The following is a 20,223-nucleotide window of genomic DNA, read 5'->3' as shown; positions in this document are numbered from 1 at the left end:
TGGCGGTCTCCGACTCCGAACTAGTGCGGCGCCACCGTGTAGCCGAGATCTTCGAGGATCCCGAGCTCGACCGGACTGAGCTCCCGCACTTCCGCGCCGTCGCCATCGTCGCCTGGGTTCATCATTTTTTTGGTCGGGCCCGTGAAGGTGCGGCCGTCCAGATGGGTCACGTTACTGACGCTCCACTGCGGATCCGTGGACAGCGGGACCGGCTTACCGTCGTAGGCGGCCATGGCATGCGGCCCACCGAAGTACAGTCCGCCGTCACCGCCGGTCAGGTTGGGGTCGAAGGCGGTGTTGAACGTCAAGTCGTCGTTGATCACCTTCGTCCCGTCGGCGTTCACGACGAACTCGTCGAACGTCGGGCGGTTTTTCACCGGCGCCGAACCCGGGCCCTGGATGTTGGTGTCGAAACCCAGCGTGTGCACCAACTCGTGCATGATCGTCGCCTTGAAGTCGTCCTGGCGCGAGGTGCCGGCGTCGTCGTCCCCCTCGGCCACGGCGTCGCCGAGCCCCCAGTTGTTGTTCCAATTCACGTCGATATCGCCGTCGGGCTTGTCGCCATTGGCGTCCTCGCCGGTGATGAGCTTCTGCTGAACCACTGTGCGGAAGTAGCCGGGTGCCTCCTCATCGAGCCGCTCGCTGGAGGCCTGCGCCAGGTGGCCCGGCTCGTTGTCTTCGGCGATCTTGTAGGTGAGGGTGACGGGTTTGGGAGCGACGAGGTACGCGCCGAGGGCGTTGGCGGCGTCGTTCAGTGAGGCTTTGGCCTCATCGGTCCAGTGCGCGTCCCCATCCGGGTAGATGAAGTTGAAGGTGATGGCGTTCTCGTTGCCCGTGAGGTTGGAGACCTTGGCCGGCGTTGACGGCGCGACACTGTCCGCGGCCGCTGTCGTTGGCTGCGCCTGGGTCTCCGTTTGCGTTTGCGTCGAAGAACATCCCGCCACCACTGCGCAGACCGCCGCACTCGCTGCCCCTACCCGCAACCAGACCATGTTTCCCCCGAGCCTTCACGAATTATCGAAAGTGTACGTATGACATTGCGCTGTAACATATTTCGCAGTGCTGAGCCGACCACACCTAGTGCTGCACCACCGTGTAGCCGAGATCTTCGAAGATGCCCAGCTCGACCGGACTAAGCTCGTGCACCTCCGGCCCGTCGCCGAGTTCATTGCCGGAATTCATGATCTTTTTGTTCTCGCCGGTGAAAGTGCGGCCGTCCAAATGCGTCACGTTGGAGACGCTCCATACCGGGTCCGTGAAGAGAGGCACCGGCTTGCCGTCGTAGGCGGCCATAGCATGTGGTCCACCGAAGAACAGTCCGCCGTTGCCGCCGGTCAGATTGGGCTCGAAAGCGGTGTTGAAGGTGAAGTCGTCGTTGATCACCTTCTCCCCCTCGGCATTCACGACGAATTTGTCGAATATCGGGTGGTTTGTCACCGGGGCCGATCCCGGGCCCTGGATGTTGGTGTCGAAACCCAGCGTGTGCCCCATCTCGTGCATGATCACCGCCTTGAAGTCGGCCTGGTCCGGAGTGACGTCGTCGCCCAACGCCCAGTCGGCCTTCCAGTTGATGTCGATGTCTCCGTCGGGCTGGTCGCCGTTGGCGTCCTCGCCGGTAATCAGCTTCTGCTGCACCACCGTCCGGAAGTAGCCCGGTGTTTCTTGATCGACCAGCGCGCTGGTCGCCTGCGCGAGGTTGTCGGGGTTGTTGTCGTCCGCGAGCTTGTAGGTGATGGTGACGGGTTTCGGAGGCACGAAGTCAGCGACGAGAGCATTGGCGGCGTCAAGCAGTGACGCTTTGGCCTCATCGGTCCAGTGTGGATCTCCGTCTGGATAGATGAAGTCGAAGGTGACGGCGTTCTCATTGCCCGTCAGCTGGTCGACTTTGGCGGGCGTGGACGGCGCGACAGCGTTCGCCGTCGTCGGCTGCACCTGGGTCTCCGTTTGCGCCTGCGGTTGCGGCGACGAACATCCCGCCACCAATGCGCAGACGGCGGCGCCGGCCACCCCTACCCGCACCCAGAGCATCGCAGCAACCATCTTCCCCGGACCCTTCACAATGTGTCGCACCAGCGTTTGGCGATTATCGCCCATTGCAGCTAACAGAGAGGGTACAGGTGGAGGCGAGACCACGGCCTCAGATCAGCTCGATCGCCTCGGCGATCGACGGCAGCACTCGAGCCGGCCGGAACGGATAACGCTCGACATCGTCGAGCGTCGTCGAACCGGTCAGCACCAGGATCGTCTCCAGCCCCGCCTCGATACCGGCGACGACGTCGGTGTCCATTCGGTCGCCGACCATCACCGTGCTCTCCGAATGCGCTTCGATCCGATTCAACGCGCTGCGGAACATCATCGGGTTGGGCTTGCCGACGAAGTACGGCTCACGCCCGGTGGCCTTGGTGATCATCGCGGCCACCGACCCGGTCGCGGGCAGCGGCCCCTCGGCTGACGGCCCGGTGACATCCGGGTTGGTGGCGATGAACCGGGCGCCCTTGCCGATCAGCCGCACGGCCTTGGTAATCGCCTCGAACGAGTACGTCCGTGTCTCACCGAGCACCACAAAATCCGGATCCGTGTCGGTCAGCGTGTAGCCCGCCTCGTGCAGCGCGGTGGTCAGCCCAGCCTCGCCGATGACATAAGCCGACCCGCGCGGCAGCTGATCGTCCAGGAACGCCGCGGTGGCCAGCGCCGAGGTCCAGATGGCCTCTTCGGGCACGTCGAGGCCCGAACGCGCCAGCCGTGCCGCCAAATCCCGTGGGGTGTAGATCGAGTTGTTGGTCAGCACCAGGAATCGACGTTGCTTGTCGATCAAGCGCGCCAAGAAGTCTGCCGCGCCGGGTAAGGCATGCTCCTCACGCACCAGCACACCGTCCATGTCGGTCAGCCAGCACTGCGGTGTCGTACGCATGGTCCTCCCTTCGCGGACGCCGTCGCCCACAGTGTTCCCCTGGGCCGAAACGCCAACCAGGGATTCGAGCAACGCGGTCATGACGCCATGTGGGCAGCGGGTCGGCGCCGCACCACCCGACCGACGTTCGCACACGCCTGCGTGAACGTCGCCACCGGCGACGCCCGCAGCTCGACGTCATCGTGGACATGCGGAACATCCTGTCCACCAGACGATTCCGACCCGAACAGCACACTCCACCCAACCGAGCCGTTGTCGTCGGAATGGGCGACCAACAGCGCATCCCGCGCCGACATCTGAACAAGCAGCGTCTCGATCACCTGGTCGGGCTCGGCGAGCACGACGACGGGCTCGGACCCCGCCTCCGTCAGCCGCTCGACTTCCTCGCGCAGTCCGGTTTGCTCCGCCAGCAGGATCTGCAGAAGCATTCGATCGCTGGACTTATCCCGATGCACCGCACCGACTCTGGTGCGCACCCACATCCCAGACACCAGGCCCTCGATGTGTTCGACAACAGCGGGCAGCGCTCGCCGGTCCACATGTAGCCGGGCGGACAGGCACGTCCGGTACGCCGCGCGGGCCTCGGCCAACGTGCCGGCTCCCCCGGCGCACCCGCTGGGCACGCCCCGGAAGCTGATCTCGGGCCGATGGTCAGGGTCGTAGCGGAAGATCACATGATCGGTCATCAACTCGCCTCTCTCCGGACAGGACGTTCACCCATCGCGATCGTCACTCGTTGCCGCGCAGGTAAATACAGCTCGACATGCACGGGCTCGCGGTGTCGCCGCAGAAACGCCATCACCGCCGCGATCATGCGACACCCACCGATGTACGACGCTGCAGTGCCACCGAGACGGTGAGCACCACAAGTCCGATGACGGCCAGCGCGGCACCCGCGGCGGCCGGCGCGGTGTAGCCATACCCCGCCGCGATCACCAGCCCACCGATCCACGCCCCAGACGCGTTGGCGATGTTCAGCGCCGAGTGGTTCAGCGCGGCCGCCAGCGTTTGAGCCTCGGCGGCGACATCCATCAGCCGGGTCTGCAGCGCAGGGGCGATGGCCGCCCCGCTCGCGCCGATGCCGAACAGCAGCAGCATGGCGGTATACGGATTGTGCGCAGCCGCAACGAAAATCGCCAGCACCACCGCCAACGCCGCCATCGACACATACAGCCCGCGGATCACGGACCGGTCGGCCATCCGGCCGCCGGCGAAGTTGCCGACCACCATGCCGATACCAAAGACCATCAATCCCAACGGAACCCAGGCTCGCGGTACTCCCGCGACGTCGGTCAGCGTGGTCGCGATATAGGTGTAGACGGCGAACATGCCGCCGAAGCCGACCATGCCGATCACCAGCGCCAGCCACACCTGCGGACGGCGCAGCGCCCCCAGCTCGGTGCGGGTACTGGTGTTGCGGGTCGCAGCCAGGTCGGGCAACCACATCCAGATGGCAGCCAACGTCACCAGTCCGATGATCACGACCAACGCGAACGCGCTGCGCCAGCCGAAGAATTGCCCCAGCCACGACGCCAGCGGCACGCCGACCACCGTCGCCACCGTCAGCCCGGTCATCACCTGCGCGACGGCCTTGGCCCGCTGGTCGGGCCCCAACAGTTGGGCGGCCACCAGTGCCGCGACACCGAAAAAGGCTCCGTGTGGCAAGCCGGCCAGAAAACGTGCCCCGATCAGGATCGGATAACTCGGCGCCAGCACGGTGGCCACGTTGCCGACGGCGAACAACGCCATCAGGCACATGAGCACGATCTTGCGGTTGAACTTGGCGGTCACGGCGGCGATGACAGGGGCGCCGATCACCACGCCGAGTGCGTAGGCGGAGATGACGTGGCCCGCGGTCGGCTCGGAGATGTGCAGTCCGCCGGCGATCTCGGGCAGCAGACCCATCGAGACGAACTCGTTGGTTCCGATGCCGAATCCGCCCAGCGCCAGGGCCAGGATGCCCAGACGTGCCCTGGCCGGGCACAGCGCGGGAGACACCACCGGGCCGGCGGGTCGGGAAGTGACAGTCACAGGAGGTATCGACTTTCTGTGCGGTGGCGGTAGCTGCCGCGGTGCAGCGCTCGATTCCTGTCCCGACCCTAGCGCCACTTCGGCCGCGCTTCCAACCGACTTATGTCTAAAAAGATCAAAAGTGATAGGCGTCTCTATTGCTTTCTGTGAGGCATAGATCTTGGTTCAATGACAAGATGCCCGTCACCAGGCGTTCTGCTGCTCCCGCTTCCGCTGGGGACGTTTTTGCGCTGATTCGCGACGGCGTGACCACCACTCGCGCCGATATTCGCAACCTGACGGGCCTGTCCAGGACCGCCGTGGGGAGCCGGATTTCCGCATTGGCCCGCCGCGGACTGGTCTCCGAAGGCGACGAAGGTCCCTCGACCGGCGGCCGGCCACCGGCGCTGGTGCGGTTCAACGCCGAGGCCGGCGTGGTGCTGTCGGCGGCCATCGGCCGCAGCCGCACCCGACTGGCGGTGTGCAACCTCGCCGGCGACATCCACGCCCTGACCGATATGGACTCCGAGATCCGCATCGGCCCCGACGACCTGATGCCCGATCTGGTCAAACGCCTCGAGGTGCTGCTCGACGACACCGGCCACCATGCCCGCGACGTCCTCGGCGTGGGGGTGTCGCTGCCCGGCACCGTCGACCAGCAGCGCGGCTGCAGCCTGGCCTCCCCGGTGATGAGCGGCTGGGACGGCGTTCCGCTGGAGCCCTACTTCCGCAAGCTGACCTCGGCGCCGATCGTGCTCGACAACGACACCAACGTCCTAGCTCTCTCCGAACGCCGCAGCCCCCTCAAGGTCCACGACAATCTGCTGCTGATCAAGGCGTCCACCGGGCTGGGCGCCGGAATCGTGGCCGGCGGTGTGCTGCAGCGCGGTGCGCTCGGCGCGGCGGGCGAATTCGGCCACAACAAGACCGCGGCCGCCGCGGGCATCCCGTGCCGCTGCGGCGACACCGGCTGCCTGGAGGCGATCGCGGGCGGCTGGGCGCTGGTGCGCACGCTGCAGGAACAGGGCCGCGAGGTCAGCCACATCCGCGACGTCGTCGAACTGGCCAACCACGGCGACGGCGAGGTACGCCGGCTGCTGCGCGAAAGCGGCCGTCACGTCGGCGAGGTGATCGCCGCCGCGGTGAACCTGCTGAACCCCGAGGTCCTGGTGGTCGGCGGTGACATGTCGGGGGCCTATGACTTCTTCGTAGCCGGGCTGCGAGAAACGTTGTACGGCAACGCAACTGCGCTGGCCACCCGTCATCTGCAGGTCGTCCCGTCCACCTACGGCGACAAGGCAGGCAATATCGGCAGCGCGGCGCTGGTGCTGGAAGAGATCCTGTCCGCCGACGCCATCGACGCGTCGTTGCGCTGACCTACTCGGGCAGCCGCAGCTCGGGCTTCTCGACCTCTTCGATGTTGACGTCCTTGAAGGTGATCACCCGGACCTGTTTGACGAAGCGGGCCGGGCGATACATATCCCACACCCATGCATCGTTGAGCCGGAGCTCGAAGTAGACCTCGCCGTCGGTGTTCCTGGGCACCAGTTCCACGCTGTTGGCCAGGTAGAAGCGACGCTCGGTTTCCACGACGTAGCTGAACTGCCCCACGATGTCCTTGTATTCGCGGTACAGCGAGAGCTCCATCTCGGTCTCGTACTTTTCGAGATCTTCGGCACTCATCGGCTCAGCGGTCCTCTTGTCGTCTCATCGGGGCGTCTCTCCATCTTGACTCACGCCTGGTCGTCACGCTGCGGGGGTGGGCATTCGACCACCATCTCGGTACCACCGATACCCGCCACCCGCCGGACATTGATGTAGGAAAACCGGTGCTGGCGGCAGGGGCCGAGGGTTGTCAGTGCCGCGCTGTGCGCCGGCGTGCTGTAGCCCTTGTGCTCGGCGAACCCATAGCCCGGGTGGTCTTTGTCCATCGCCACCATCAGCCGGTCACGGCTGACCTTGGCCAGCACACTGGCCGCCGCAATGCAGGCCGCCGCCGCGTCCCCACCGATCACCGGCAGCGACGGCATCGGTAGACCCGGAACGCGGAAACCGTCGGACAGCACATACCCCGGCCGCAACGACAACCCCGCCACCGCCCGTCGCATGCCCTCGATATTGGCGACGTGCACGCCCCTGCGGTCGACCTCGGGCGCGGTGATGAACACCACGTGATAGGCCAGCGCGTAGCGGCGGATCAACGGAAACAGTTCCTCGCGCGTCTTCTCGGTCAACTTCTTGGAATCATCCAGGGCCGCCAAGCTCTCGAGGCGATTCGGGCTGAGCACACAGGCCGCCACCACCAACGGGCCGGCGCAGGCCCCTCGGCCCACCTCGTCAACCCCGGCCACCGGCCCCAAACCACTGCGATACAAAGCGGATTCGAGTGTGCGCAGTCCCGACGATTTGCGGATCACCGTCCGCGGCGGCCACGTCATCGCGGGCACGATCAACCCTGCTGCGGGTTGACCGAGGACACACCACCCCAGCGAGACGGTGGCCAAGCGATGAACCGCGCCTTCCCGATGACGTTGCTCACCGGCACGGTGCCTGCCATCGGATCACCGGTGCACAGGATGCCCTTCTGGGCCTCCTCGGGCGTGCTGGTGCAATGCGCACGCGAGTCCGCCGAATGGGTGCGGTTGTCGCCCATCACCCACAGCCGATCGTCGGGCACCTTCACCGGGCCGAACTCATTGCCCAGGCACGGGTAGACCAGCGGGTCGGCGTTCATGGTCTGCGCGTTGAGGTACGGCTCCTTGAGCGGCTTGTCGTCGACGGTCAGTCCGGTGTCGGCGCGGCACTGCACGGTCTGGCCACCGACCGCGATGACGCGCTTCACCAAATCGTTCTCGTCCGGCGGCACGAATCCGACCACCGACAACGCGTTCTCCACGTACCGGACCGCGGCGTTGTCCGAGCGGATGGACTTGTATCCCACGTTCCAGTTCGGCGGGCCCTTGAAGACGATGACGTCACCAGGACGCGGTACGCCGAACCGGTAGGTGACCTTGTCGACCATGATCCGGTCGCCGACGCATCCCGAGCAGCCATGAAGGGTGGGCTCCATCGATTCCGACGGAATCAGGTACGGACGCGCGATGAACGTGAGCATCACGTAATAGAGGACCACCGCGATCGCGACGAGGATCGCGCCCTCTTTGAGCGCAGAACGCTTCTTCTCGGGGGCCTCGTCAGCAGTGGTGTCGTCCGGAGCGTCCGTCGCAGTGGCGGATTCCGGTGTGGAGTCGTCCGAGCCGGTGTTGTCGGTCACGTGGTTAGCGTAGTCAGACGAGCTGACTGGCTTCGCTCAAGCCACATGTCGAAGCTCAGCGCTTCTCCTTGATCTTGGCCTTCTTGCCCCGCAGCTCGCGCAGGTAGTACAGCTTGGCGCGACGCACGTCACCACGGGTGACGACCTCGATGTGGTCGATGTTGGGCGAATGCACCGGGAAGGTCCGCTCGACGCCGACGCCGTAGCTTTCCTTGCGCACGGTGAAGGTCTCACGGATGCCCCCGCCGGAACGGCGCAGGACGACACCCTTGAAGACCTGGATGCGCTGCTTGTTGCCCTCGATGACCTTCACGTGGACATTGACGGTGTCCCCGGGGCTGAAGGTCGGGATGTCGTCGCGCAGCGACGCCTGGTCGACGAAGTCCAGCGTGTTCATCGGTGACACTTCCTTGCGGTTCGCGGCGCAGCCAACTGCCTGCGCAAACGCGCTGGCGGTCGACGGGCCGATGGATCGGGCACGTGGTGTTTGGCGCAGCAGGCGGAAAAATTGGTCCAGCCCGCGCGGCAACTGCTCAATTGTGCCAGATGCATTGCGAGCAGTGAAATCGCGCGACCCGCCGAGGTCACAGAATGTTTTGGCTGGCTAACCGCGCGGTGTAGAACAGGTACGGTTAATCTGAATTACGGTCGGGCGGCAACGCGGCACCCCACGGTACGGCGTTCCCCTAGGCCCTCGAGGAGATGGACATGCGACGGCATCTGTCGATGCTGGTCACCGGCACTGCGACGGCTCTGATCGGCGTGCTGGTAGCCGCATCATCCGCCGAAGTCAGTGCTGGGCCCAATGACAGGTCCGCGCGGCCGGTGAACCTGCTGTCGGCCGACCCGAATGCCATCCCGCAAGCTCCCGCGCTGGGTCCACTGGCCGATGCCCCGCCCGATGCGACGGCCGGTCTCGATGCCCGGGCCAGGGCGGCCGCGTCGGAGGCCGCACAGGATGGCGCCGACATCAGCTTCACGGTGCTCGACCGCACCACCGGCCGGACGGTCTCCGGCGGCGACGGCGCACCCTTCCCGATCGCATCGGTGAGCAAACTGTTCATCGCCGACGACCTGCTGCTGCAGGTGGCCAAGGGCCAGCGCCAGATGACCCCCGACGAGCGACAGTCCTTCGACGTGATGCTGCGATCGTCCGACGACAGCGCGGCCGAGGTGTTCTGGGGCGAGGGCGGCGGCAGCTCGATCATCAGCCGAGTGACCGCACGCTACGGATTGGGATCTACCAGCGCGCCCTACGACGGCAACTGGTGGAACACCATGAGCACCACCGGTGATCTGGTGCGCTACTACGATCTGCTGCTCGACGGCGCCGGCGGGCTTCCCGCCGATCAGGCCGCCCTCATCCTGGGCGACCTGTCGAAGTCGACGGCCACCGGCGTCGACGGATACCCGCAGCGGTTCGGCATCCCCGACGCTCTGTTCGCCGAACCCGTTGCGGTCAAACAAGGTTGGATGTGCTGCTGGAACGGCGGCAACTGGCTGCACATGACCACCGGGGTGATCGGCGCCGACCATCGCTTCGTGATGGCCATGGCCTCACTGCAACCGGTCGACGACACCACTGCGCGCGCGACCATGACCCAAGCCGTGAAGACGATGTTCCCCGGCGGGCGGATCTGACCCGCTAGCGTCGCGGCGGTCCTGGCGGCGGCTGACGGAATTCGGCGCGGGGCCGGAAGGGCCGAGTCGGTTCATTGCCTGCCGCCGGTTCATTGCGAGCGGCCAGTGCCGCGCCGGTGTGCAATCGCGTCGTAGCCGCGGTCGGCGTGGCCGCCTCACGTCGCGGACCCAACACCAACGGCCGGGTGGCCTGCTCAGTGCCATCCTCTTCTGCCAGCACACTGCGGGCGATGCGTTCCATCACACCCTGCACCTGCATGCGGTCCGGTCGTCCCTCGAACGCCGGTGAACGGGTGAGTGTGTCGGTGATCCAGTTCGCGATCTGGTTGCGAACGTAATTCACTTCGGCGGCACCCGAGGGGGTCAGCCACAGCTGATCGCCACCGCGCTGGGCATAGCCCGATGCGACCAGCCGGTCGAAGGTCGGTTCCAGGATCTCCACCGGCACCCGGTGATGCCCGGCGATGTCAGCCACCGCCACCGGGCCGGACACCTGCGCATGCCGGTAGATCTGCATCAGCGCCCACATCCGCGGGGTGTCGAGATGACTGCCCCCGGACCGGGCCAGTGCCGGCAGGTGCATGCCGCGGGTTTCCCGCATGAGCCGGCTGACGGCCACCTCCAGCACCTTCTCGGAGGGCTCTGTGGTCGGCATGCCGAAACCTTCACCGAGGTCGGTGCTTCCCATGGCCGCGGCGTCGCGCAGCGGAACCTGCTTGAGGAACAGCGCGACGACGAAGCCGACGACCGCGACGGGCGCCGCGAACAGAAACACCTTGCTCAACGAGTCGGCGTAGGCGTCGACGATCGGCGCGGCGACCTCGTGGGACAGGCGATGCAACGCCTGCGGCGATTGCGCCACCGCAGGCGAGGCGCCGCTGGCGGCCAGCGCGGCGGGCAGCCGGTCGGCCAGGAAGTTGCTGAACAGCGAGCCGAAGATCGCCGCCCCGAAGGAGCTGCCAATCGTGCGGAAGAACGTGACGCCCGAGGTGGCGACGCCGAGGTCGGTGAAGTCGACGGTGTTCTGCACGGTCAGCACCAGCACCTGCATGCTCAGGCCGATACCGGCACCCAGGATCAGCAGGTACAGGGACTGCACCAGCACCGAGGTGTGGGCATCCATCGTTGACAGCAGGACGAAGCCGACGGCCATGGTCGCGGTTCCCGCGACCGGGAAAATCTTGTAGCGCCCGGTGCGTCCCACGATGACACCGCTGGTCAACGACGTCGCCAGCAGACCCACCACCATTGGCAGCGTGTGCAGCCCGGACACCGTCGCCGATACCCCGTCGACGAACTGCATATAGGTCGGCAGGAACGTCAACGCGCCGAGCATCGCGAATCCGACGACGAACGACAGCACGCAGCAGACCGTGAACACCGGGTCTTTGAATAGCCGGATCGGCAGGATCGGCTCGGCCGCCCGGGTTTCGACGACGACGAAAGCCACGAGTGCGGCGACCGATCCGACGAAGAGCCCGATGATGGTCACCGAGCCCCACGGATAGGTGGTGCCACCCCAGCTGGTGGCCAGGGTGAGCCCGGCCGCACCGAGCCCGATCAAGACGATGCCCGGATAGTCGATGGCCGGCCGAGCGGTGCGGCCCAGCTTCGGGATCGCCCACGCCGCAACCGCGAGCACGACCAGGGCGACCGGCACGTTGATCCAGAACGCCCAGCGCCAGCCGAGGTGGTCGGTGAACAGCCCACCCAGCAGCGGCCCCACCACGGTGGTGACGCCGAAGACCGCGCCCAGTGCTCCTTGGTAGCGGCCGCGTTCCCGCAGGGGAATCACCTCGCCGATGACTGCGACGGCGGTAACCGTGATCGCGCCACCACCGATGCCCTGCAGAGCCCGCGCACCCACCAGCATGCTCATTGACTCGGCCAGCCCGCACAGCACCGAGCCGGCCAGGAAGAACAGAATCGCCGCCTGAAACACGATCTTGCGGCCGAAGGTGTCACCGAGCTTGCCGACCACCGCCGTCACGATCGTCGACGCCAGCAGATAACTGGTCACGACCCAGGATTGGTGCCCGGCCCCGCCGAGATCGGCGACGACAGTGGGCAATGCGGTGGCGACAATCGTCTGATCCAGGGCCGCCAGCAGCATGCCAAGCACGACGGCCAGGAAGACCAGATTGCGTTGCCTGCCCGTCACCTGCGCGGGGGCCGCCGGTTCTGGCGGAGCGCCGGTGGTTGGACGAGTCACGCATCCCTTCATACCCCTCAGCGGCGACGGGTAACCCGCAGCGCGCCGGGCACTCAGCCCTCCAACAGGTCCGGCCGGCGCTCCCGGGTGCGCTCGAGAGCCTGCTCGTGCCGCCAGGCCGCGACCTTGCCGTGGTCACCGGAGAGCAGAACCTCAGGCACTGCCAATTCACGCCAGCTGGGCGGACGGGTGTAACTCGGGCCCTCTAACAGGCCGTCCTTCTCCGGCGAGTGCGAATCGTCCTGGTGCGACAGCGGATTGCCCATCACGTTGGGAAGCAGCCGAACGACCGCCTCGATCATCACCAGCGCCGCCACCTCACCACCAGCCAACACGTAATCACCGATGGACACCTCTTCGACCCGCATCCGCCGGCGTGCATCCTCGGCGACGCGCTGGTCGATGCCTTCGTAACGGCCGCAAGCGAACACCAGGTGCGACTCCCCTGTCCAACGTTGGGCGTCGTTTTGGGTGAACAGCCGGCCCGCCGGCGTCGGGATCACCAGAAGTGTTGCCTGGGTGCTGATCTCGTCGAGCGCCTCACCCCAGACCGGGGCCTTCATCACCATGCCGGGACCACCCCCATAGGGCGAGTCATCGACGGAGTGGTGCACGTCGTGGGTCCAGCGGCGCAAGTCGTGCACCTCGACATCGAGGATCCCCGACTCGATGGCCTTGCCGGGCAAGGATTGTCGCAGCGGGGCTAGATAGTCGGGAAAGATCGTGACGACGTCAATGCGCATCTCAATCTAGGCCGTCCAGATCCAAAAGCCCGTCGGGAGGATCGATTTCGACGACTCCGTCCGCCAGGGACACCGAGGTCACGATCGCGCCGACGAACGGCACCAGCAGTTCGGCGCCGTCCGGACTGCGGACCGCCAGCAGCTCCCCGCCCGCGGTGTGCAGCACTTCGGTGATCGAGCCGAGGGCCTGGCCGTCGACGGTGCGGACGGCCAGCCCTTCGAGCTGATGGTCGTAGAACTCGTCGGGATCCTCGATCTCGGGCAGATCGGCGGTGTCGACGACGAACAGGTGGCCACGCAACGCGTCGGCGGCGTTGCGATCGGAGACCCCAGGCAGCCGGACCAGCAGGCGGGCGCCATGCGGACGTACCGTCTCGAGGACGACATCCTGACCGGCGCCCCCGCGGGAGGGCTTGAGGTGCAACCGATTACCGGGAGTGAAGCGCTCGTCGGGATCGTCCGTGCGGACGTCGACCACCAATTCGCCGGTGATTCCGTGCGCCTTGGCCACGCGCCCGACGACGAGCTCCACGAGTCCGTCGCTTACTGGTCGGTGTCCACCACGTCGACGCGGATCCCCCGGCCACCGATACCGGCGACCAAGGTGCGCAACGCGGTCGCGGTGCGACCGCCCCGGCCGATCACCTTGCCGAGGTCCTCGGGGTGGACATGGACCTCAACCGTGCGTCCCCGCCGGTTGGTGACCATGTCGACGCGAACGTCGTCGGGATTGTCGACGATCCCGCGGACCAGATGCTCTACGGCGTCAACGACGACCGAGCTCATTCTGCGGCGGCCTCAGTGGTTTCGGCGGCCGGCTCGGCAGCCTCAGTGGTTTCGGCGGCCGGCTCGGCGGCTTCAGCGGCCGGTGCGGCTTCAGCAGCTTCGGCCTTCTTGGCCGGAGCCTTCTTCTTCTTCGGCTGAGCGGCTTCACCGGACGGCGCGCCATCGGCCTCAGCGAGTGCGGCGTTGAACAGGTCGAGCTTGCTGGTCTTGGGCGCCTTGACCTTCAGGGTGCCCTCGGCACCGGGCAGGCCCTTGAACTTCTGCCAGTCACCGGTGATCTTCAGCAGCGCGAGAACGGGATCGGTGGGCTGAGCCCCGACGGACAGCCAGTACTGCGCGCGCTCCGAGTCGATCTCGATCAGGCTCGGCTCTTCCTTGGGGTGGTAGCGGCCGATGACCTCGATCGCGCGCCCATCACGACGGTTGCGCGCGTCGGCGACAGCGATGCGGTACTGGGGGTTCCGGATCTTGCCGAACCGGGAAAGTTTGATCTTGACAGCCATGAACTAACTCCTGCGGGTAATCACGCTGCAATTCAGCGATGCCGGCGACTGCCGGATCCGGTTTTGCCTCGCGTGCGTGACCGGGCCCCGGCGCATCCCCGAAAGGAAGCCGCGGGCCGGACAGCCGCCCATTGTGCCAGAGTGCGCCAGTCAGGTGTTAATCGCGCAAACCCGCCACCGCGCTGCTCAGACCACCTTCTGGATGCACTTGGCTTCGACGCGCCTCGTCATCCGCCAGCCGTCGGCGGTCCGGATGAACTCGTCGTCGTACCAGAGCCCGCAGAACATGACCTGTCCCTTGTCGCCCCCGAGCTCCATCGGATTGAACAGGACGGTTCGGGAGCTCGCGGTGTCGCCGTCGATCCGGATGTCGAAGTTGCCGACCATGTGGAAGTACGCCGGAAAGTTGGGCAATACCTCGGCTAGCCAGGCTTTGACGTCGGGAAAGGTGCCGGCGATTCCGCCCAGCTCGGTGTAGTCGATGTGGGCGTCGGGAGTGAAGACGCGATCCAGGTCGTCGAACCGGCGACTGTCGATTGCCGTGGAGTAGTCCACCAGCAGCTGCTGGATCTCCAACCGATCCGAAATCTCTTCAAGACTCAGCATTCGTGTGATTCAACACGGTCCGGGCGGGCGCCGGTGGGGAGGTCCACGCCAGCGGGACAACTCTACTAAGGTAACCCTAACCAAAATTGACTATCGAGCGGAGGATGAGTGTCGGAGCGCCCCGAATTCTCGCTGATCATTGGCTACGCCAGTGACATGGGCACCGCCGAGTACATCGCCATGCAGCTGGCCGACGCCGTCAAAGCCGTCGGAATCGACGCCACCGAGACCGAACTCAACGACATCCCGCTCGACGACGTGGCGGCGGCGAGCCACTTCATCGTGGTGGCCTCGACGTTCGGTGAGGGCGAGGTGCCCGACAACGGCACGGTCTTCTGGGAGGAACTGTCCGCATCCGGGGCCCGTTTGGACCATCTCCGCTATGCCGTGCTGGCCCTTGGCGACACCTCCTACGAGCTGTACTGCAACGCCGGCCGGATCTTCGACGCCCGGTTGGCCGAGCTGGGCGCACACCCGCTGGCCGACCGCGTCGAATTCGATTGCTACCGCGAGGGCGACGCGCGCGACTGGATTGCCGACATCGCCAAGCTGCTCGAAGAAGCCAGCACCGCCGCGCCTGGGCATACCGCGGCGGCGCCGGTGGCACCGCGGCCGGCAACGACCCGCAACGCCACCGTGTGGACGGACGCGCACCCCTACGCGGCGACGGCCGTGGTGAACCGCCTGTTGACGGCGACGGAATCCGACAAGGAAGTACGCCACATCGAACTGGATCTCGGCGATTCCGGGATCACCTACGACGCCGGCGATTCGGTGGCCGTCCACCCCGTCAACGCCCCCGGACTGGTCGAAGCCTTAGTGGCGAAGCTGGGCGTCGACGACACCTATGTCGCCGCCGGTGCGGACGTGCCACTGGTCGAACTGCTCGCCAACGAGCTCGAGATATGCGCCCCATCACGGGCATTGCAGGCGCTGGTCGCTGCCCGCACCGATAACGCCGAGACCGCGGCCGCGCTGAACTCCTCCGACCCGGCAGTGGTGTCGTCATGGTTGTACGGCCGCGACGTCCTTGACCTGCTGGACCTCGCCGAGCTGGCGGCCGACGAGGTGCTGGAAGCGTTGCGGCCCTTACAGTTTCGCGACTATTCGATCGCCTCCAGCCCGCTCGTGCATCCCGGTCAGCTGCATCTGACGGTCGCGACCGTGCGCTACCACTGCCGCGAGCGCGCCCGTGGCGGTGTGGCCTCGACCTTCCTCGCCGACCAAGCCGCCAGTGGCCAATCGGTGCGAATCCACCTGCGCCCCAACCACAACTTCCGTCTACCCGCCCCCAATGTGCCGATCATCATGATCGGGCCGGGGACCGGTATCGCACCGTTCCGCGCGTTCCTGCACGAGCGCCAGGCCACCGCGGCCCCGGGCAGAGCCTGGCTGTTCTTCGGCGACCGTCGCCGCGCCACCGATTTCCTCTACGGTGACGAGCTGTCGGGATTCGTCGAGTCCGGCGCGCTGACCCGGCTGGACCTGGCGTTCTCGCGCGAGGCCGACGGGCCGAAGACCTACGTCCAGCACCAGATGAAAGACAACGCCGCCGACCTCTTTGGCTGGCTTCAGGACGGTGCCTATCTCTATGTGTGCGGCGATGCCGACCGGATGGCCAAGGACGTCGACCGGACTCTGCACGAGATCGTCGCCGAGGCCGGCGGCATGGACGCGGCCGCCGCGCACGGCTACGTCAACGAACTGATCAAGGCCCATCGGTACCTGCGCGACGTCTACTGAGTTCTGAGCGATTTCGGCGCGCTTTCGTTCGCTCAGCGGCGGTTAGCGCGCCGAAATCGCAGCGGTTAGGCTCGGAGGCCATGCGCAGACTTCTCGCGAGCGCGATCACGGCGCTGAGCCTGCTGGCCTCGACCGCAGGTGTCGCCACCGCCGACACCGACCAGCCGCCGGGCTCGGTACCGATCCCGGACGGCCCCGCGCCGGCGTGGATCGTTGCCGACATGGACACCGGCCAGGTGCTGGCGGGCCGCGACATGTACGCCGCCCACCCGCCGGCCAGCACCATCAAGACGCTGCTCGCCCTGACCGTGCTCGACGAGCTGCCCGACCTGAATGCCACCGTGGTCGCCAATAACAACGACACCCTCGTCGAATGCAACTGCGCGGGTGTACGACCCGGTCGCGTCTACACCGCACGCCAGTTGCTCGACGGACTCTTGCTGGTGTCGGGAAACGACGCCGCCAACACCCTGGCCGACATGCTCGGCGGCGTCGACGCCGCGGTTGACAAGATGAACGCCAAGGCAGTCGCCATCGGCGCAGCCAACACGCACGCGACCACACCGTCGGGACTGGACGGACCCGGCGGGTCGGGGTGGACCACCCCGCACGACCTGGCCGCGATCTTCCGGGCCGCGATGGCCAACCCGGTGTTCGCGCAGATCACCGCGCAGCCGGCGGCCATGTTTCCGACCGACGCCGGGGACAAGCCGCTGGTCAATCAGGATGAGCTGCTGGCGCGCTACCCGGGGGCTATCGGCGGCAAGACCGGGTTCACCGATGCCGCCCGTAAGACGTTCGTCGGCGCTGCCGACCGCAACGGCCGCCGGTTGGTGATCGCGATGATGTACGGGCTGATCCACGAAGGCGGCCCCACCTACTGGGATCAGGCGGCGGCGCTACTGGACTGGGGCTTCGCCCAGAATCCCTCGGAGAGCATCGCGGCGCTCTAAACCCTGCTGAGCCATTCCCCGAGTCGCTTCGCTCTCCCCCTTGCCTTCGGCGGGGGGTGCCCCCAGCCCGCCGGTCCGCTATCGCAACGCTTTCGAGATTCGATCGCGTCGTCGCCGACGTGCGCGCTGGTTAGCCTCGGCACCCATGCCGGCCCGCCCGTTCATCGCGCTGCTGAGCATCGTCATGTCCCTGGTCCTGGTGGCGCCGGCCGCCGCGCAGCCCGCTCCCCAACCGGCCGGGGCGGTGACGGCTCCGCCCGACGGTCCCGCGCAGGCCTGGCTGGTCGCCGACCTGGACACCGGCCAGATCCTCGGCGGACGCGAACCGTATAGCGCCCACGCTCCGGCGAGCACCATCAAACCGTTGCTGGCGATGGTCGTGCTCGACCAGTTGGCGCCCAACGCCGCAGTCCGCGCGACCGCGGCGCACACCCAAGTCGAATGCTCGTGCGTCGGTTTGGTTCCGGGCCAGGTCTATACCGTGCGACAACTGCTCGACGGCCTGCTGATGGTGTCGGGCAACGACGCCGCCAACCTGCTGGCCGACATGCTCGGCGGCCCGCAGGTTGCGGTGCAGAAGATGAACACCAAGGCCTATCAACTCGCCGCCCGCAGCACCAAGGCCGGATCACCGTCGGGGTTGGACGGGCCGGGCTGGGAATCGGTGACGACACCGCATGACCTGGCGGTGATCTACCGAGAGGCGTTGCGCTACCCGCTGTTCGCACAGATCGTCCACCAGCCGTCGGCGCAGTTCCCCGACCGCTCGGGGTACAAGGAGATCAAGAATCAGGACCACCTGTTGCGCAGCTACCCCGGCTTCATCGGCGGCAAGAGCGGATACACCGACCTCGCCCAGGAAACGTATGTCGGTATGGCCCAGCGCAACGGCCGACGGTTGATCGTGGTGCAGATGTACGGCAGCGACGATCTGTGGGGCCAGGCGGCGCAGTTACTCGACTGGGGATTCAGCCACTACAGCCAATGACCCGACTTCGTTGAAACCGCAGTTAGCGGTGCCCGCCGCCGCCGCCCGAATTGAACCCCGGCTGCGCAGCGTCACCCTCAGTGATTTGATAGGGCGCGGGGGCCAGGTCGTTCGGGGTGGCCACGATAGACGAGTCGCTGCCCGGCGGCGTCGAGGCACCGCCGGCGGCCTGGGTGTCCGGCAGCACCTGGAAATTCGCGTCGGAATCCGGCGGCACGACGACCGGCGCTGCGGTACCGGGATCGCCCGGTACCCAGGCCAGGATGTCGCGGCCGCCGTCGGTGTAGACGACGCTGTTCGGGATGTCACCAACAACGTCGAAGTAGAGCTTTCCGGCGTTCGACGCGCCCCAGATGGATGGGTAGAAAGAGCCAGACTCAGCCCGGGCACCGAATCGCTCGATCGATGCTGGGTAACCGCCACCGAACCCGTCGACCACCAGCTTGGCCGCGTACAACGTGCCATTGTGTGGCACCGGGTCCGAACTGGGCGCGAGCTTGCCGACGGCGTAGCCGATGTAGGGCAGGCCGTTGGGCCCGTTCAACGTTTCCTGCTGGCCGAACACCCTCACGCTGTCGGTCGCCCACGCCGGTGCGGCGTTGACGCCAGCAAGGCCGAGTGTGACAACAGTGGCGGCCACTCCGGCCAGTTTCGCGATCTTCACGGTCTCTCCCTAGCTGATCAGTGCCAACATCTCCCGGGGGGTTTCGGAGAACGTTACTGCGGCCTACCCGCCAGCGCGCGCTAAAAAACCAGGTCTGCGCGATTAATCTCGCCAGGCCTAGTACGCCCGGCCGCGCAGGATCACCAGGTCGGGGTTGGACAGCACGTCGGCGCCGCCGCGCGGGTCTTCGGTGAAACACACCAGATCCGCCGGGGCGCCGTCGTCGAGGACGGGCCGGCCCAGCCACCGTCGCGCATCCCAGCACGCCGCCCCGAGCGCGTCGGTCGGGCTCATCCCGATGCGCGTGAGGGCGTCGACTTCGTCGGCGATACGGCCGTGCGCGATCGTGCTGCCGGCGTCGCTGCCGGCATAGATCGGCACACCAGCCTCGCGGGCGGCGGCCATCCGTGGATAGCAAGTGGCATAGAGGGCGCGCATGTGAGCGGCGTAGGTCGGGTATTTGCCTGCGGCATCGGCGAATCCGGGAAAGTTCTCGATGTTGATCAGGGTGGGCACCAGGGCGGTGCCGTGCTCGACCATCATCGCGATCGTGTCGTCGGTCAGGCCGGTGCCGTGCTCGATGCAGTCGATGCCGGCTGAAATGAGCCCGGGTAACGCATCCTCACTGAACACGTGGGCCGTGACGCGGGCGCCTTCGTCGTGCACGGCCGCGATCGCGGCCCGCAGGACGTCATCGGACCACAGTGGCGCCAGGTCCCCCACCGACCGGTCGATCCAGTCGCCGACGAGTTTGACCCAGCCGTCGCCGATCCGGGCCTGCGCGGCCAGCGCCTCGGGTAGCTGCCACTCGTCCTCGAGTTCGATGGCGAAGCCGTGCGAGTAACGCTTGGGGCGGGCCAAATGCTTTCCCGCCCTGATGATTTGGGGAAGATCGTGGTGATTGTCGAGGCTGCGGATGTCAGTCGGCGAGCCGCAGTCCCGCAGCAGTAGTGCGCCGACCCCACGCTCCACCTCGGCCTGGGCGATTGCATCATCCAGCGGGATCTCGCCGCGCTCCCCGAGCCCGACATGGCAGTGCGCGTCGACAAGACCGGGCAGGATCCAGCCGCCGTCAAAGACCGTATCGGCACCGGCGACGGGGTCGGCGCGCAGGACGCCGTCGACGATCCACCACTCGACGAACTCGCCGTCCGGCAAGCCGCGGCCGCGAACGTGCAAGGCGCCCAAC

The 20,223-nt window shown here is 66.6% G+C and carries 22 protein-coding genes; 5 read left to right on the top strand and 17 right to left on the bottom strand.

Annotated elements, in window-relative coordinates; genetic code table 11:
- Positions 1 to 20: 20 nt before the first annotated feature.
- The 5 genes from SLQ31_RS10585 to SLQ31_RS10565 form a co-directional block, all read right to left on the bottom strand.
- Positions 21 to 983, bottom strand: a complete 963-nt coding sequence (locus SLQ31_RS10585; protein WP_319432085.1) for a hypothetical protein — start codon at positions 981 to 983, stop codon at positions 21 to 23.
- A gap of 94 nt (positions 984 to 1,077) precedes the next feature.
- Positions 1,078 to 2,040: a matrixin family metalloprotease gene (locus SLQ31_RS10580; protein ID WP_319432083.1), complete on the bottom strand. Its 963-nt coding sequence runs from the start codon at positions 2,038 to 2,040 to the stop codon at positions 1,078 to 1,080.
- 97 nt (positions 2,041 to 2,137) lie between these two features.
- Positions 2,138 to 2,911 (bottom strand): HAD-IIA family hydrolase, encoded by a 774-nt coding sequence (locus SLQ31_RS10575; RefSeq protein WP_319432081.1) that lies wholly within the window; start codon positions 2,909 to 2,911, stop codon positions 2,138 to 2,140.
- A gap of 77 nt (positions 2,912 to 2,988) precedes the next feature.
- Complete coding sequence (locus SLQ31_RS10570; RefSeq protein WP_319432079.1) at positions 2,989 to 3,597, bottom strand: hypothetical protein; 609 nt, start codon at positions 3,595 to 3,597, stop codon at positions 2,989 to 2,991.
- 124 nt (positions 3,598 to 3,721) lie between these two features.
- Positions 3,722 to 4,942 (bottom strand): MFS transporter, encoded by a 1,221-nt coding sequence (locus SLQ31_RS10565; RefSeq protein WP_413641709.1) that lies wholly within the window; start codon positions 4,940 to 4,942, stop codon positions 3,722 to 3,724.
- 176 nt (positions 4,943 to 5,118) lie between these two features.
- Here SLQ31_RS10565 and SLQ31_RS10560 point away from each other — a divergent pair, with 176 nt between their 5' ends.
- The gene (locus SLQ31_RS10560) at positions 5,119 to 6,297 is read left to right on the top strand and encodes an ROK family protein (RefSeq protein ID WP_319432077.1); all 1,179 of its coding nucleotides are present in this window, start codon (positions 5,119 to 5,121) and stop codon (positions 6,295 to 6,297) included.
- 1 nt (position 6,298) lies between these two features.
- Here the strand turns inward: SLQ31_RS10560 and SLQ31_RS10555 are convergent, their stop codons facing one another.
- Genes SLQ31_RS10555 through rplS form a run of 4 tightly spaced genes read right to left on the bottom strand, consistent with a single transcriptional unit; the run spans position 6,299 to position 8,592 of the window.
- The gene (locus SLQ31_RS10555) at positions 6,299 to 6,604 is read right to left on the bottom strand and encodes a DUF2469 domain-containing protein (protein ID WP_149437885.1); all 306 of its coding nucleotides are present in this window, start codon (positions 6,602 to 6,604) and stop codon (positions 6,299 to 6,301) included.
- Between the two features lie 50 nt (positions 6,605 to 6,654).
- Positions 6,655 to 7,359, bottom strand: a complete 705-nt coding sequence (locus tag SLQ31_RS10550; protein ID WP_319432074.1) for a ribonuclease HII — start codon at positions 7,357 to 7,359, stop codon at positions 6,655 to 6,657.
- A gap of 11 nt (positions 7,360 to 7,370) precedes the next feature.
- Positions 7,371 to 8,195 carry a signal peptidase I gene (gene lepB, locus SLQ31_RS10545; protein ID WP_319432072.1) on the bottom strand — a complete coding sequence of 275 codons (825 nt, stop codon included), beginning with the start codon at positions 8,193 to 8,195 and terminating at the stop codon, positions 7,371 to 7,373.
- 55 nt (positions 8,196 to 8,250) lie between these two features.
- Positions 8,251 to 8,592, bottom strand: a complete 342-nt coding sequence (rplS, locus tag SLQ31_RS10540) for a 50S ribosomal protein L19 (RefSeq protein WP_319432071.1) — start codon at positions 8,590 to 8,592, stop codon at positions 8,251 to 8,253.
- Between the two features lie 311 nt (positions 8,593 to 8,903).
- On the opposite strand from rplS, the gene SLQ31_RS10535 reads away from it, so the two are divergent.
- Entirely contained in the window at positions 8,904 to 9,836 is a 933-nt protein-coding gene (locus SLQ31_RS10535; RefSeq protein WP_319432070.1) for a hypothetical protein, read from the top strand.
- 4 nt (positions 9,837 to 9,840) lie between these two features.
- Here the strand turns inward: SLQ31_RS10535 and SLQ31_RS10530 are convergent, their stop codons facing one another.
- The 6 genes from SLQ31_RS10530 to SLQ31_RS10505 all read right to left on the bottom strand — a co-directional run bounded on the left by SLQ31_RS10530 (position 9,841) and on the right by SLQ31_RS10505 (position 14,686).
- Positions 9,841 to 12,048, bottom strand: a complete 2,208-nt coding sequence (locus SLQ31_RS10530) for an MDR family MFS transporter (protein ID WP_413641707.1) — start codon at positions 12,046 to 12,048, stop codon at positions 9,841 to 9,843.
- Between the two features lie 53 nt (positions 12,049 to 12,101).
- Positions 12,102 to 12,791 (bottom strand): tRNA (guanosine(37)-N1)-methyltransferase TrmD, encoded by a 690-nt coding sequence (gene trmD / locus SLQ31_RS10525; protein ID WP_319432066.1) that lies wholly within the window; start codon positions 12,789 to 12,791, stop codon positions 12,102 to 12,104.
- 1 nt (position 12,792) lies between these two features.
- Positions 12,793 to 13,323, bottom strand: a complete 531-nt coding sequence (gene rimM / locus SLQ31_RS10520) for a ribosome maturation factor RimM (RefSeq protein WP_319432064.1) — start codon at positions 13,321 to 13,323, stop codon at positions 12,793 to 12,795.
- A gap of 11 nt (positions 13,324 to 13,334) precedes the next feature.
- The gene (locus tag SLQ31_RS10515; RefSeq protein WP_005148848.1) at positions 13,335 to 13,577 is read right to left on the bottom strand and encodes an RNA-binding protein; all 243 of its coding nucleotides are present in this window, start codon (positions 13,575 to 13,577) and stop codon (positions 13,335 to 13,337) included.
- Positions 13,574 to 14,080, bottom strand: a complete 507-nt coding sequence (gene rpsP / locus SLQ31_RS10510; RefSeq protein ID WP_319432056.1) for a 30S ribosomal protein S16 — start codon at positions 14,078 to 14,080, stop codon at positions 13,574 to 13,576. The genes SLQ31_RS10515 and rpsP overlap by 4 nt, the downstream gene beginning before the upstream one ends.
- A gap of 186 nt (positions 14,081 to 14,266) precedes the next feature.
- The gene (locus SLQ31_RS10505) at positions 14,267 to 14,686 is read right to left on the bottom strand and encodes a nuclear transport factor 2 family protein (protein ID WP_319432054.1); all 420 of its coding nucleotides are present in this window, start codon (positions 14,684 to 14,686) and stop codon (positions 14,267 to 14,269) included.
- A gap of 108 nt (positions 14,687 to 14,794) precedes the next feature.
- Here SLQ31_RS10505 and SLQ31_RS10500 point away from each other — a divergent pair, with 108 nt between their 5' ends.
- The 3 genes from SLQ31_RS10500 to SLQ31_RS10490 all read left to right on the top strand — a co-directional run bounded on the left by SLQ31_RS10500 (position 14,795) and on the right by SLQ31_RS10490 (position 18,370).
- Positions 14,795 to 16,429 (top strand): sulfite reductase flavoprotein subunit alpha, encoded by a 1,635-nt coding sequence (locus tag SLQ31_RS10500; RefSeq protein ID WP_319432052.1) that lies wholly within the window; start codon positions 14,795 to 14,797, stop codon positions 16,427 to 16,429.
- Positions 16,430 to 16,509: 80 nt separating this feature from the next.
- Positions 16,510 to 17,382: a D-alanyl-D-alanine carboxypeptidase family protein gene (locus SLQ31_RS10495; RefSeq protein WP_319432050.1), complete on the top strand. Its 873-nt coding sequence runs from the start codon at positions 16,510 to 16,512 to the stop codon at positions 17,380 to 17,382.
- A gap of 145 nt (positions 17,383 to 17,527) precedes the next feature.
- Positions 17,528 to 18,370 carry a D-alanyl-D-alanine carboxypeptidase family protein gene (locus tag SLQ31_RS10490; RefSeq protein WP_319432048.1) on the top strand — a complete coding sequence of 281 codons (843 nt, stop codon included), beginning with the start codon at positions 17,528 to 17,530 and terminating at the stop codon, positions 18,368 to 18,370.
- Between the two features lie 22 nt (positions 18,371 to 18,392).
- Here the strand turns inward: SLQ31_RS10490 and SLQ31_RS10485 are convergent, their stop codons facing one another.
- Positions 18,393 to 19,034 carry a DUF1942 domain-containing protein gene (locus SLQ31_RS10485; protein ID WP_319432046.1) on the bottom strand — a complete coding sequence of 214 codons (642 nt, stop codon included), beginning with the start codon at positions 19,032 to 19,034 and terminating at the stop codon, positions 18,393 to 18,395.
- Positions 19,035 to 19,151: 117 nt separating this feature from the next.
- Complete coding sequence (locus tag SLQ31_RS10480; protein ID WP_319432044.1) at positions 19,152 to 20,222, bottom strand: amidohydrolase family protein; 1,071 nt, start codon at positions 20,220 to 20,222, stop codon at positions 19,152 to 19,154.
- Position 20,223: the final 1 nt, after the last annotated feature.

Source organism: Mycobacterium sp. RTGN5 (assembly GCF_033804465.1).
In the GTDB taxonomy this organism is placed as follows: Bacteria; Actinomycetota; Actinomycetes; order Mycobacteriales; family Mycobacteriaceae; genus Mycobacterium.
This window is presented reverse-complemented; position numbering and strand designations above follow the sequence as displayed.